This is a genomic window from Flavobacterium fluvii (assembly GCF_900129545.1).
In the GTDB taxonomy this organism is placed as follows: domain Bacteria; phylum Bacteroidota; class Bacteroidia; order Flavobacteriales; family Flavobacteriaceae; genus Flavobacterium; species Flavobacterium fluvii.
The window spans coordinates 275,865-290,318 of record NZ_FQWB01000004.1 but is presented as its reverse complement, the minus strand read 5'-3'; the positions used below and the strand labels follow the sequence as shown (position 1 = coordinate 290,318).

Sequence of the window (14,454 nt, the reverse complement as noted above, 5' to 3'; positions counted from 1 at the left end):
TAACTGAAACCTGCTAACTGAAACCTGATTTAATACCCATACTTATCTTTCCAACGGTTCTTTAAAAATTCACGGTTGCTGTTCTCTCTAGAATTGTTTCCAGGATTGTAAAGAACCGTTTCTTTTATGGCGTCCGGAAGAAATTCCTGCTCTGCAAAGTTGTTGGCATAATCGTGGGAATATTTATATTCATCTCCATAGCCCAATTCCTTCATCAATTTTGTTGGTGCATTGCGCAAATGGATGGGGACTGGTAAATCTCCTGTTTGTTTTACTAATTGCTGTGCAGTTCCAATCGCCAAATAAGAAGCATTGCTTTTTGGGGAAGTTGCCAAATAAATGGCACATTGACTCAAAATAATCCTGCTTTCGGGATAGCCGATGGTGGCTACTGCCTGAAAAGTATTGTTGGCCATTATAAAAGCGGTAGGATTTGCATTTCCAATGTCTTCGCTTGACAAAATCAGCATTCTTCTGGCAATGAATTTCACGTCTTCACCACCTTCAATCATTCTGGCAAGCCAATAGACGGCACCATTGGGATCACTGCCTCGAATTGATTTTATGAAAGCCGAAACGATATCATAATGTTGTTCGCCGCTTTTGTCGTACAAAACGGTATTTTGTTGCACAAGTTCAAAAACTCGGTCATTCGTGATTGAAATTTCATCTTCATCGGATGCGTTTACGACCAGTTCGAAAATATTTAATAGTTTGCGTCCATCGCCACCCGAAAGTCTCAATAGCGCTTCTGTTTCAGTTAGTTTGATGTTTTTACGGGCTAAATAGATGTCTGTTTTCAAGGCACGCTGCAACAAAGTTTCCAAATCGTCTTTGGTAAACGCATTCAAAATATAAACCTGACAACGGGATAACAAAGCGGGAATGACTTCGAAACTTGGGTTTTCGGTCGTGGCGCCAATGAGTGTTATCCAACCTTTTTCGACGGCGGCCAATAAGGAATCCTGTTGAGATTTGCTGAAACGATGAATCTCGTCTATGAAAAGAATCGGGTTTTTTGAAGTGAAAAGTCCACCGCTTTGTTTGGCTTTCTCAATCACGTCACGAATGTCTTTCACACCCGAATTGATGGCGCTCAAAATATAAAAAGGACGTTTTGATTCTTGGGCAATGATTTGTGCCAAAGTTGTTTTTCCGGTTCCTGGCGGTCCCCAAAAAATCAATGAAGGAATAATTCCTTTGGCAATTTGTTGAGTCAAGGAGCCGTTTGGTCCAACCAAATGCGATTGACTGATGTAATCTTCTAATTTTTGTGGACGTATGCGTTCTGCCAGTGGTGCTTCCATTTTTGGTTATTCGTTTAATCGAAAATTTTGAACATTCAAATTTAGGATATTGCAACTATTAAATCTAACGATATTATGACAAACTTAGACTGTCTATTTTCTTTTTTAAATATGACAAAATAGCACTAAATTAGTTTTGGATACATTTTTGCGTAAATTTAGATATCTGATTTAATCCAAAATTCTCAATGAGCGACAACCATTTCAAATATTCCAATTCCGTTATTGCGCTCCCACTTTTTTTTGTGTGGGTCTTGTGGTTTGTATATTGGTTGCAAATCAAATATGATTTTGATTTTGATGAAAATGGAATTCTTCCAAGAATATTTTCGGGTTTGCAGGGTATTGTTTTTAGTCCATTTATTCATGCTGATATTCAGCATTTGTATAATAATTCGATTCCGTTATTAATTTTGTTGGCGGCTTTGCGTTTCTTTTATGCCAAGCAAACTTATGCTGTTATCGGTTATGGAATCTTGTTTTCGGGATTTATTACTTGGATTATTGGCAGAGAAAATTATCATATTGGCGCCAGTGGATTGATTTATGTTTTGGTCAGTTTTATTTTTTTCAAAGGAATCCAAACCAAGTATTATCGATTGGTAGCTTTGTCTCTCGCGGTGGTCGTTGTTTACGGTGGAATGATTTGGTATGTTTTTCCAAAAGTGGACGAGAATATTTCTTGGGAAGGTCATTTGGCAGGATTTATTACCGGTTTTGCACTTTCGCTATTTTACAAAACACCGGAATACAAGAGGATAATCAAATACGATTGGGAGCATCCCGATTTTGACCCGATGAGGGACAAGTTTATGCAACGATTTGATGAAAATGGCAATTTTGTAAATCTTCCAAAGATGGAACCTGAAGAAGAAATTCAGGCTTATTATTCTTCTAATCTTTCTGTAGATTACACTGTTGTGGAAAACGAAAAAAATGAATCAAAACCGGAGCTCTAATTCATTTTTTATATTTCTAGAAATCTGAAATCAAAAATCTAACTTCTCTGTCTAACCGCTTCATATAAAAAAGCGCCACAAGCCACGGAAACATTGAGCGAGCCAATGGTTCCAAACATAGGAAGTTTTGCTTTTTCATCCACTATTTTAAGAACCGAAGGGTTGATTCCCCTGTCTTCCGAACCCATAATGATGGCAACCGGTTCGTTCAAGGCTATATCATAAATATTTTGGTCTGTTTTTTCTGTGGCGGCAACTGTTTTTATGCTTGAACCTTGAAGAAAAAATATGGCATCTTTGATGTGCTCCACTTTGCAAATAGGCACATTAAAAACTGCACCAGCCGAAGTTTTTACTGTATCTCCATTTACTGGAGCCGAACCTGCTTTTTGAACAATAATTCCGTTCACGCCAGTACATTCTGCAGTTCTGATGATGGCACCAAAATTACGTGCATCCGAGATTTGGTCCAAAATCAAAAACAAAGGAATTTTTCCAGATTCAACGGTGGCTTCCACTAAATGTTCCAAGTCAATGAAACCTATTGGAGAAATTGAAGCCACGGCACCTTGATGGTTGTTTGGAGTCAAGCGATTCAATTTTTCGACAGGAACGTATGAAAAGTTAACGTTGGCACGTTTCATCACTTTCATCAAATCTTTCATCAATTCGCCGGATATTTCTTTTTGTATAAAGACTTTGTCGACTTCCTTTCCTGCTTGTATAGCCTCTATAATGGCTCGTATTCCGAATATTAAATGTTCTTTTTCCATAGGGCAAAGATATAAAAAAAAACCACCCCAAAAGGGATGGTTTTCTGTAAAAGAGGTAAAAATTAAACTTTAAAGTTTAACTAAATTAAATTTCTGATTAGGAAAACTACCTGATGCTCTTGTCCATGTTAGCACTAAATTAATGTCCCCGTTACACGTACCGACAGTTCCAGTACCTGCAACTGTAAATGAATTAGCTGCGCCTGCACCATATAGATAAGGTGCGTTTGAAACTACGGTAACAGTTGCTGTCTTAGTATCAAGAGTACACTCTAAGTAATTTGAGGCAGATGCCGCAATAGTACTTGGGTTTGTTGAGTTCATTACCCTAAATTTCAGAGTGCCATTTGCTGGATTGTAAACAACCGGCACAGTGGCGCCAACGGCGTAATCTGCCCAATCATCAACAACTACTTTGTAGTTTCCATTAAAAGTGGATGCATCAGTTAGTGTACAAGCCGTTAGATAAGTTTGTTGAACTTTAAATACCGCTGAATTGGCTATATCCGCTCCATAAAGACGAGTTCCATCATCTGCATACATTTTAAGAACTCTTCCGTCTTTTAAAGTCATTTCGGCAGAGACAATCAACGAGCTTGACTGCGTAAAATCACTGGCAGAATTTACGGTTGTAAAAGCATTCATTAAAGTGAATTGATCAAACTTAAATGTCGTTGGAAAAGTTGTGATCCCTTTTTGCAAGTAGGCTTTTTCATAGGTTGTGGTTTTTTTGTAAAATCCCACAATGTCAATTGATGCGATGTCGCCTTGGCCTGGAGAAACTGTTACGCCTAAATTGATTTTTACACCATTGTTTATTGCTATTATATTCATTGATGCTTCAGTACCTTCCGCTTTGAGCACATTAGGTACTGCACCAACTTCAAAATCCATTTTAGATTTACCGCCATCGTCTTCACAAGAAGGCATTAGTACAACAACGGTCAATATCGCGAGTATTAATTTTATTTTTTTCATAATGTCATGTTTATATTAAAGATCCCAAAATATTTTATAAGTTGTTGCGTCTTTTTGGGCAGGTGCATTTTGATTCGAATTCAACTCGCTTTGTGGCCAGAAAAAGGATACTTGAAACGGATTGTTTTGTACCGTTTGCGAATCATCTATCGGAAATGCATCACCATTGTTGAGTTGATATTCTTTTGTTGTGCTATTTGGATTTGCCAATATTGGATAACCAGTTCTTCTGTAATCGGTATATTGATCCATTGCGTCACCACAAGTACCTACCCATTTTTGGGTCATTATGATTTCCAATTTTTTTGCAGGAGTAGCAGCAGCAAATTCTGTCATTATTTTGGTTATAAATGTTGTTACTGCAGCTGAACCAGTAAGTACAGGTATCGTTTGTGTGTTGCCACTTACTTTGTTAAGAGCTACAACTTCATCTACTTTGGCAAAACTGGCTTTCATTGCTTGGTCTAATTTTGCTTCTACGGTACCAGCAGTAGTTAGTTTTCCTGCTAGAATCAATTCAGCTTGAATGTACAAGAATTCATCGTAAGTCAACATTCTGAATGGAGCGACACCAGTACCAGTTGATCCAGTCACAATAGCACCTTGTCCATCATCATATCTACCGCCTGTTTGAAAAATACCAGGGTAAGAATAAGAATTTTCGGCTGTTTTGTCTCTGTTTGGACCAACACTACCAAATCTAATAGTGTAAAATCCTGTAGATTTATCCCAATAATCAGCATTCGGATTTCCTGTGGTTGCGTTTCCTTGATCAGGAGGCAATACACCTGCTTTTAGCTGATTGAAGATAAAATACTTCATTCTAGGGTCAGGATTTGAATTGTGTATGTTTGGATTCACTCCTTTCAGGATTTCATAAAACCAAGGGCTTTGATAAGTGGAAAATTGTGTACTGTTGTATGAGTCTATGTAATAATTATTTCTTTCTTCAGGTGAAATGTTTTTTGTGTGATTAAATTGGAAATCATCGGCTATTGAGGAGAAAAAATTATTTTCGGCAATCAAGGCATTAAATCCTGCGGTGTCAAAATCGGGAGTTAATCGTACTTGATTGTATAGTTTTAATTTGAACGTATTGGCAAACTTAATCCATCTTGCTGTGCTTCCTTTATAAAACAAGTCGTCTGTACCCGGTTTCTTGGCTCCTGCATTGCTTTTAATATTTGCTTTTGCAGTTTCAATTAATTTAAAGACATCGGCATAAATTGCTTTTTGATCGTCAAATTTTGGACTTACTAGACCAGTTGTCAGCTTTGTTGCTTCAGAATAAGGAACATCTCCCCATAAATCTACAGACAGAGCTATTAAATAAGCTTTTTCAAGTTGAGCAATACCTAAATAAACCAAATCTCCAGATTCTGTTGATTGTTTTATCAAGGTTTCAATATCGGTCAAGGTCAAATAAACTTGATCCCAATCATTTTGCATATTTACATTGTCAACTTTAGTTCCATATTGGTCATACTCTTCTCTCGCAGTCATTTGATGTGTATACACGGCAAGAATGTTTCCAGAATAGTCGTTGTAATCTGTAACTCGACCTACGCCTACTTGAGTGTTTGTAAGTAAAAGTGAAAGAGGTGCGACGGTAGGGTTGTCCTTGTCTGTATTAACATCCAAGAAATCGCTACAACTAATAAAAAGTGTTGTAAGTAATAACAAAGCAATATTGTATTTGTTATTTTTTATTTTTATTAAAAGTTCCATATTTTTTTTTTTAGAATGTTAAATTAAGTTTCAATCCAAATCTTTTAGATGTAGGAGCAGCCGAGATTTCAATTCCTTGAGCTATTCCAGAACCTAAACTGGTTATGTCTGGATCGAAATTCGTGTATTTAGGCACGTTTGGTGCGAAATACCAAAGGTTACTTCCAATAAGACTCAAACTGATTTGTCCAAAAGGAGTTTTGTCAATAAAATCTTTTGGTACATCATAAGTTAAACTTAGATCACTTAGTCTGTAAACAGTAGCGTCATAAACAGATGCTTCGTCCACACTGTTTATTGCAAATGTGTTTCCACCTGCCGGAGAGAAATACAGTTCATTTTTTGATAATTGAACAGTGTTCGGAATTTGATTTCCAGCCCCATCCAATAAAGGAACTCCAGTTGTAGGATTACCATAGTATCCAGGGATTATATAAGTATGTTCCCTGTCTTCAGTATCCTTGGTTACTCCACGACCCAATAATGATTCAATAGTTGTTGAGTGAATATCACCACCTTCTTTCCAGTCAAATTGTGCTTTTAAAGTAAATCCTTTGTATGTTAAGGTATTGATAAAAGCCATTTTGAAATCCGCCTGAGGATCACCTATCCTGCCTGGTGTTGGGTCTTGAATGATTCCACCGCCTGATTGGTTAATAAGGAAGTTTCCATTAGCATCTCTCGCAAATTTTGAACCATAAAAGAATCCGTAAGGTTGTCCTACTTCAGCATATCCAACTGCATTTGGTCTTAATTCGAATCTATCTAGGCCTTCAATTAATTTGGTTACCTTATTTTCATTTTTAGTGAAATTGGTTAACAAAGTCCATTTAAAATCTTTTGTTTTGATTGGAACAAGTGTTAATGCTATTTCAACCCCTTTGTTTTCAATAGAACCTAAATTAGTATTGAAAGTTGAAAATCCACTAGATGAAGGAACGGTAATTGGAGTAATCAAATCTGTTGATTCTTTTTTGTACACACTGAAATCTAAAACAATTCTTCGTTTAAAAAACTCTAAATCTGCTCCAATTTCAAATTCTTCGGTAAACTCTGGTCTGACATCTTGATCTGCCAAACTAGTTGAGTTGCCAATTGTTGGAGTGCCATTGAATCCAACTCCTAAATCAAAAGTTTGGTTGGTAAATTCTGATGGAGCATCTCTACCCACTTTTCCATAACCTCCTCTTATTTTGGCAAAAGACAAGATGTCGCTATTCATTTTTAAGGCTTCTGTAATTACAAAAGACCCACTGATGGAAGGGTAGAAATATGAATTGTTTCCTTTTGGCAAAGAAGAACTCCAGTCATTTCTTCCCGTAACGTTTACGAATATAAATTTCTTGTAATCGAAAGTTGCATCGGCGAAAACCCCAACACTTCTTTTTTCGGTTCCAGAATCCAATAGATTTACAACGGTTTTTACATTGCTTAAATTAAAAATATCTGGAACTTTAAATTCTGTTCCTTGATTCGCGGTTCTGCTAGTACTGTTAGATAAAATGTTGTTCCCAAGAATTGCAGTTAAACCAATATCTTCAGTTAATTTGTAATTGAAGTTAATTAACAACGTTGACTCTAAATCCTGATTAGTGAAGTTATCAGTAGTTAATGCTCCCAAACCGCCATCGGCTCTTGAGTTCAAATCACGAATTTCATCTCTGTCTAATGAGTATCTGTTGAAGCCAGCTCTGTAAAAAGCATCAATATTGTCGTTAAATTTATAGGCTAAATTCAAACCGGCTACGGTTCTGTTTGTATTGGTGATAATTTGATCGTGTTCCCATGACCATAATGGGTGGTCAAATTGACCAACGTTTGGAGTAACTGATGCTCCAGTTACAGGGTGTACATAAGGCAGATTCAAATCCCAGTTTCTTGCCAAAAACAATGCTCTGGCAAATGAAGAAGAGGATCCTGTAAATTGATTTTCTCCAAAAAAGCCTCCTACTTGTTTTGTGTCAGAATAACTCATGTTGGCACCGGCCGTAAGCTTTTCTGTAAGTTTGAAAGTTCCTCCTGTTGAGAAAGAAGTTCTGTCATAAGTATTGAATGGGATATATCCATCTTGTCCTAAATCAGAAATGGTTACATTAAAACTTCCATCTTGACCTGCATAAGAAAATCCAAGAGTGTTTTCTAATATTGATCCTGTTCTAAACAAGTCTTTTACATTGTTTGGATAAGCAACATAAGGAACTGTTGGTCCAAATTGGTCTGGAAAAGCTGCAAGAATAGGAGCCCATGTGGGAATAGTTGCTATTGTGCCAAATTTTGGTCCCCAAGAACCATTTGAATTGCTATATTGAAAGTTTGCTCCTGCACCATAGGAATTTTGGTAATCAGGCAAGTTTGCAATTTCTTCAAGATATGCTCCAGAACCAAAGTTTACACTTAATTTATTTTTGGTTTGAGTGTTTTGTGAACCAGATTTGGTTGTAATAACTATAACTCCATTTACGGCTCTTGAACCATATAATGCAGCTGCGGCAGCACTTTTAAGAACGTTCACGGTAGCAATGTCATTAGGGTCTAAACTAGACAAAGCAGATTCGTATCCACCACCACCAGTAACTTGATTCGATGTGGTTACTTGAGTGTTGTTGTATGCGATTCCGTCAACAATGATTAAAGGTTGGATATCTCCACTAAAAGTAGAAATACCTCTAATTGTAATTTGGTTTGAAGCACCGGCAACACCTGTAGAAGTATTCACGTTAAGACCTGCAACTTTCCCTTGAAGAGAACGTACTAAATCTGGTTCTGAATTTTCTGTAATGTCTGCAGCTTTAATACTACTAACGCTGTATCCTAATTTTTTAGGATTTCGTTTAATACCAAAGGCTGTTACCACAACTCCTTCAAGTTCTACGGCAGTACTTTCTAATTTAACATTAAGTTTGGCTGAACTAGCTGAAACTTCGTGGGTTTTCATGCCAATGTAGCTAAAAACCAAGACTTGGCTTGGTGTTGCTTTGATGGAATATTTTCCGTCAAAATCTGTTTGAGTTCCGTTTTGAGTTCCTTTCACTAATACACTCACGCCCGGTAGAGGCAATCCTGCATTATCGGAAACAACACCCGAAACAACTCTCTCTTGCGCAAAAGTAATTTGCGCCACAAGTACTATAAATAGTACTAAGAATCCATTGAACTTTAGTTTCATTTTTGAATATTTTGAATTAGTTAAGCAAAACTCTTAATAATTTGTTAACTTTCCTAATATTTGTTTTGTTTTTTTATGCGCGCATACAAGATTTAACATTTTAACATATGTAAAGACTATTGTTATATAATGTGTATTTTAATGGGCTTAAAATTCAATATTGTAACATATTGCCACAATGGTGTTGTAGAATTTTGCTTCTTGGCTTTTTGAGGTGCCGTTTGCGAATGTTAATTTAAGTAGTCCGTTTTTGGTTTTTAATCCTGTTCCAAATCCAAATCCAAATAAATTTTCTTTGTTGTTTGTGCTTTTGTCTTCATAATATCCATAATCCATTATGGAATGAATATATAATTCCTGTGAAATGATGTAGCGATATTCTGTAATGATAGCCGTCATAAAGTTGGCTTGCAAGCTGTTTTCGGTAAAGCCTCGTATGGAATTCATTCCTCCAAAGCGGAATAGCTCATTTATTATGTAGCTGTCACTTTTCAGGAAATAATTTTGATAATTTATGTTAATGCAATTTTTCTTGTTCAAATAGAAATTATTCATCGCATTGATGTTGATGTAGGTTTGTTTGGAAGTTCCTAAAGTTTCGACTAATCCATTCGTTGTTCTTTTTCCGGTTCCTAGAGTAAGGGATAGTCTTGATTTTTTTGGAAAAGTAGAATTTGCATAATCTAATTTTGTGTATTCTAAATTCGATGTCAAAAAGGAGTTTTTGTAATCACTTATGGTATTGTTGTTCGTGTTTTGTATGTCGCTGGATTCTGTGGATTGATATCCTAGATAGATTCGGGTATTGTAATCTACAAAATAACCTAGGTCTATTGATGTTTTTGTGTTTTGGAATATGCTGTCTTGTTTGAAGATGTGAATTTGGGCTTTTAGTCCAATTGGGCTTTTAAATAAGTAAGGCAAATCGATGCTGGCTTTGAATGTTTTTTGATTGTTTCCGTCGCTTTTCCAATTCAGTGAGAATTGTTCTCCCGCTTTAAGGGCGTTTTCTAATGTTAAATCTAGATAGCCATTAAATGTTAATTTGTTGTTTTCGTTATTGGTGAAACCGATGAAGCCATCAAAAGTATTGGATTTTCTTTTTTCTAAATATACATATACTTGGGTGGTGTCTTTGGTGAATAAAATTTCTGGATATTTTATTTGGCTTACGAATCTAAATTTTTCAAAATCATCATGGATTTCGCGAACGATGTCTTGATTGAAAGGGTTGTTGTTGTATTTTCGGTTGATTTGAGTTAGATGGCCTTGTGGGAAATTGTTTTTTTTGTTGCTTTCTGCAAATTTTACGACAATTGAATTTAATTGTCTTTGTTGTCCTGATTCAAATTGTAAATCGGCATAAAGTATGTTTTTTTTCTTTTGGATATTAATCAATTTTAATTTTGCCAGAGCAAAGCCTTTTTGTTCTAGTTTGAGCAAAGTTTGATTGAGGAATGTTTCGGTTTCTTTATATGGAAGAATTATTGTGTCTTTTGTTTTCTCTAATGCAATCAGGTTTAAAAGAGTAGAATTTCTACCTATATATATATGTATTGATTTTGTTCTTTCTCCTAAGTTGAATTTTGCGGTATAACTGGAGTCGTTCTCTTTTGTGGTTTCTAATATCTGATTCTCGATGAAGCCTTTTTTTGATAGTTTTTCGGAGGTTAAATGGATTTCATCTGTTATTGATTTTATGTTGCTGTGTTTTGAATTATAATTTAGGGAATCGAGTATTTTGTTTTCGGAGTCGGAAGTTCCAGTTAATTGTAATTGAAAATTCTGGGCCGAGCAATTCAAGCCAAAAATGAATAAGGTTAAGGCGATTATAAAATGTTTCAAAATGAATTAAAATTTTAATAAATATAACGCAAAATAGTAATGTTTCATATATAAAATGCAATGATGAAAAATATCGTTGAAAATTAATGGGTTATGATTTGTTTAGTGAAAAATAATTTCTACATTTGCAACCCCGTAAAAAGCGGGAATTTTATAAACAAGTAATTTTTAGTATTTAACTATGCCAACTATTCAACAATTAGTAAGAACAGGAAGAACTCAAATCACTAAGAAGAGTAAATCGGTTGCTTTAGATTCTTGTCCTCAAAGAAGAGGTGTTTGTACGCGTGTTTACACTACAACTCCAAAAAAACCAAACTCTGCAATGCGTAAAGTAGCGCGTGTACGTTTGACAAATGGAAACGAAGTAAATGCCTACATCCCTGGTGAAGGACATAATCTACAAGAGCACTCGATAGTATTAGTGCGAGGTGGAAGGGTAAAAGATTTGCCAGGAGTAAGATATCACATCGTTCGTGGTGCGCTTGATACATCAGGTGTTGCAGGAAGAACGCAAAGAAGATCTAAGTACGGAGCAAAACGCCCAAAAGAAGCAAAAAAGTAATTTAAAAAGTTGTCCTGATATGGATGCGATTCGTCGTGGGTATATTGGTATGACATTTAATTAAAAAAAAGACATGAGAAAAAGAGCGGCAAAGAAAAGACCACTTTTACCAGATCCAAGGTTTAATGACCAACTGGTAACACGTTTTGTGAACAACTTAATGTGGGATGGAAAAAAATCGACAGCGTTTAAAGTATTTTATGATGCAATTGACATCATTGAGTCTAAAAAACAAGATGCGGAGAAACCGTCATTAGAAATATGGAAAGATGCTTTAACTAACGTTATGCCTCACGTAGAAGTACGTAGTCGTAGAGTGGGTGGAGCTACATTTCAAATTCCAATGCAGATTAGACCAGACAGAAAAATTTCTATGGCAATGAAATGGTTGATTCTTTATTCAAGAAGAAGAAACGAAAAATCAATGGCCCAGAGATTGGCTTCGGAATGTTTAGCTGCGGCTAAAGAAGAAGGTGCTGCTGTCAAGAAAAGAATGGATACTCACAAAATGGCAGAAGCTAACAAAGCTTTCTCTCACTTTAGATTTTAATTCTTAAGAAATGGCTAGAGATCTTAAATATACAAGAAATATAGGAATTGCTGCTCACATTGATGCTGGTAAAACAACAACGACGGAGCGTATTTTATTCTATACTGGAAAATCACACAAAATTGGTGAAGTGCACGATGGTGCTGCAACAATGGACTGGATGGCACAAGAGCAAGAAAGAGGTATTACAATTACTTCTGCAGCTACAACTTGTGAGTGGAATTTTCCAACTACACAAGGTAAATTATTGCCTGAAAGTTTACCATACCACTTTAATATTATTGATACCCCGGGACACGTTGATTTTACTGTAGAAGTAAATCGTTCTTTGCGTGTGCTTGACGGGTTGGTTTTCTTGTTTAGTGCTGTTGATGGTGTTGAGCCACAATCAGAAACTAACTGGAGGCTTGCAGATCAATATAGAGTTCCAAGAATTGGATTTGTTAACAAAATGGACCGTCAAGGTTCTAACTTTTTGATGGTTTGTCAACAAGTTAGAGATATGTTGAAATCAAACGCTGTGGCGATTACTTTGCCAATTGGTGAAGAAAATGATTTCAAAGGGGTGGTTGATTTGGTTAAAAACCAAGCTATTGTTTGGCATGAAGAAGGTTTGGGTGCTACTTATGATATTGTGCCTATTCCAGAAGACATGCTTGCAGAAGTAAAAGAATACAGATCTATCCTTATTGAAGCGGTTGCTGATTATGATGAAAATCTGTTGGAAAAATTCATGGAAGATGAAGAGTCTATCACGGAAGAAGAAATCAACATTGCGTTGAGAGCTGCTGTTATGGATATGGCTATTATTCCTATGATCGCTGGTTCTTCTTTCAAAAACAAAGGAGTTCAATTCATGTTGGATGCGGTATGTAAATACTTGCCATCTCCAATGGATAAAGCTGGTATCGAAGGAATTCATCCTGATGATGCTGAATTGTTGGAAGAAGATCAAACTAAAATCTTGCGTAAGCCAGATGTTAAAGAGCCGTTTGCTGCTTTGGCATTTAAAATTGCTACTGATCCATTCGTAGGTCGTTTAGCTTTCTTTCGTGCTTATTCAGGACGTTTGGATGCGGGTTCTTATGTTTTGAACACTCGTTCAGGTAACAAAGAAAGAATCTCTCGTATCTACCAAATGCATGCCAACAAACAAAACCCAATCGAATATATCGAGGCAGGTGATATTGGAGCGGCAGTTGGATTTAAAGATATTAAAACTGGAGATACATTGTGTGATGAAAAGAATCCAATTATTTTGGAGTCTATGAAATTCCCTGCACCGGTAATTGGTATTGCGATTGAACCTAAAACAAAAGCTGACGTTGATAAAATGGGTATGGCTTTAGCTAAATTAGCTGAAGAAGATCCAACTTTTACAGTTAGAACTGATGAGGCTTCAGGGCAAACAATTATCTCAGGAATGGGAGAGTTGCACTTGGATATCCTTGTGGATCGTATGAAACGTGAATTCAAAGTTGAAGTAAACCAAGGTGAGCCTCAAGTTGAATACAAAGAAGCGTTTACTAAAAAAGCACAACACAGAGAAACTTACAAAAAACAATCAGGTGGTCGTGGTAAATTCGGTGATATCGTATTTGTTTTGGAGCCAGCAGATGAAGTTGACGGTAAAACTCCTGTAGGGTTGCAATTTATCAATGCTGTAAAAGGTGGTAACGTTCCTAAAGAATATATTCCATCTGTAGAAAAAGGTTTCCGTGAAGCTATGAAAACTGGTCCTTTAGCAGGATACCAAGTAGATAGTTTGAAAGTAACTTTATTGGACGGATCTTTCCACCCTGTGGATTCTGATGCACTTTCTTTTGAACTTGCAGCAAGAATGGGGTATAGAGAAGTGGCTAAAGCTGCTGGAGCAATTATTCTTGAGCCTATCATGAAAATGGAAGTTATTACACCTGAAGAAAACATGGGAGATATCGTAGGTGATATCAACCGTCGTAGAGGTCAAGTGAATGACATGGGTGACAGAGCTGGTGCAAAAACCATCAAAGCAGATGTGCCGTTGTCAGAGATGTTCGGTTATGTAACTACATTAAGAACACTTTCATCTGGTAGAGCAACATCTACAATGGAATTTTCACACTACGCAGAAACACCTTCCAATATTTCGGAAGCAGTTATCAAAAAAGCAAAAGGAAACGCATAATCTTTAAGAAAATGAGTCAAAAAATCAGAATAAAACTAAAATCTTACGATCACATGTTGGTAGACAAGTCTGCCGAGAAGATTGTAAAAACGGTTAAAAGTACCGGAGCAGTAGTAACTGGGCCAATTCCATTACCAACTCACAAAAAACTTTTTACTGTACTACGTTCTCCACACGTTAACAAAAAAGCGAGAGAGCAATTTGAAGTAATGTCATACAAGAGATTGATCGACATTTATTCATCTTCGTCAAAAACTATTGATGCCTTGATGAAACTTGAATTGCCTAGCGGAGTTGAAGTAGAGATCAAAGTTTAAGTAGCTTACTAGTAAGAAAAGGACGCTGTTTTTAAACGAAAAATATTTTTTTGGTTCGTGTGTAAATAATGTTTACTTTTGCACCACTTTAAAAAATAG

The 14,454-nt window shown here is 36.3% G+C and carries 11 protein-coding genes; 5 read left to right on the top strand and 6 right to left on the bottom strand.

All coding sequences use genetic code 11. The features are described 5' to 3' along the window. Positions 1-29 precede the first annotated feature (29 nt). Positions 30-1,307, bottom strand: coding sequence for a replication-associated recombination protein A (locus BUC16_RS11080; protein ID WP_073370584.1), 1,278 nt, complete (start codon positions 1,305-1,307; stop codon positions 30-32). A gap of 188 nt (positions 1,308-1,495) precedes the next feature. Between BUC16_RS11080 and BUC16_RS11075 the strand changes: the two genes are divergently transcribed. Further along, positions 1,496-2,266 (top strand): rhomboid family intramembrane serine protease, encoded by a 771-nt coding sequence (locus BUC16_RS11075; protein ID WP_073370582.1) that lies wholly within the window; start codon positions 1,496-1,498, stop codon positions 2,264-2,266. A gap of 38 nt (positions 2,267-2,304) precedes the next feature. Here BUC16_RS11075 and rlmB read toward each other — a convergent pair whose 3' ends face one another. The 5 genes from rlmB to BUC16_RS11050 form a co-directional block, all read right to left on the bottom strand. Next, positions 2,305-3,039 carry a 23S rRNA (guanosine(2251)-2'-O)-methyltransferase RlmB gene (gene rlmB / locus BUC16_RS11070; RefSeq protein ID WP_073370581.1) on the bottom strand — a complete coding sequence of 245 codons (735 nt, stop codon included), beginning with the start codon at positions 3,037-3,039 and terminating at the stop codon, positions 2,305-2,307. A 69-nt stretch (positions 3,040-3,108) separates the two neighbouring features. Further along, positions 3,109-4,017 (bottom strand): hypothetical protein, encoded by a 909-nt coding sequence (locus BUC16_RS11065; protein ID WP_073370579.1) that lies wholly within the window; start codon positions 4,015-4,017, stop codon positions 3,109-3,111. A gap of 15 nt (positions 4,018-4,032) precedes the next feature. Then, positions 4,033-5,745 carry a SusD/RagB family nutrient-binding outer membrane lipoprotein gene (locus BUC16_RS11060; RefSeq protein ID WP_073370578.1) on the bottom strand — a complete coding sequence of 571 codons (1,713 nt, stop codon included), beginning with the start codon at positions 5,743-5,745 and terminating at the stop codon, positions 4,033-4,035. Positions 5,746-5,755: 10 nt separating this feature from the next. Next, positions 5,756-8,911: a SusC/RagA family TonB-linked outer membrane protein gene (locus BUC16_RS11055; RefSeq protein ID WP_073370576.1), complete on the bottom strand. Its 3,156-nt coding sequence runs from the start codon at positions 8,909-8,911 to the stop codon at positions 5,756-5,758. A 147-nt stretch (positions 8,912-9,058) separates the two neighbouring features. Further along, positions 9,059-10,756, bottom strand: a complete 1,698-nt coding sequence (locus BUC16_RS11050) for a BamA/TamA family outer membrane protein (RefSeq protein WP_073370575.1) — start codon at positions 10,754-10,756, stop codon at positions 9,059-9,061. 181 nt (positions 10,757-10,937) lie between these two features. Between BUC16_RS11050 and rpsL the strand changes: the two genes are divergently transcribed. The 4 genes from rpsL (at position 10,938) to rpsJ (ending at position 14,355) form a co-directional block, all read left to right on the top strand. After that, a complete protein-coding gene (gene rpsL / locus BUC16_RS11045) occupies positions 10,938-11,321 on the top strand; it encodes a 30S ribosomal protein S12 (protein ID WP_007136570.1) in 384 nt (127 codons plus the stop codon). Between the two features lie 73 nt (positions 11,322-11,394). Continuing rightward, positions 11,395-11,871: a 30S ribosomal protein S7 gene (gene rpsG / locus BUC16_RS11040; protein WP_035668130.1), complete on the top strand. Its 477-nt coding sequence runs from the start codon at positions 11,395-11,397 to the stop codon at positions 11,869-11,871. Between the two features lie 10 nt (positions 11,872-11,881). Next, positions 11,882-14,038, top strand: a complete 2,157-nt coding sequence (gene fusA / locus BUC16_RS11035; RefSeq protein ID WP_073370573.1) for an elongation factor G — start codon at positions 11,882-11,884, stop codon at positions 14,036-14,038. An 11-nt stretch (positions 14,039-14,049) separates the two neighbouring features. Next, on the top strand, positions 14,050-14,355 hold the full coding sequence (gene rpsJ, locus BUC16_RS11030) for a 30S ribosomal protein S10 (RefSeq protein WP_011963470.1): 306 nt from the start codon (positions 14,050-14,052) through the stop codon (positions 14,353-14,355). The last annotated feature ends 99 nt before the right edge of the window (positions 14,356-14,454 follow it).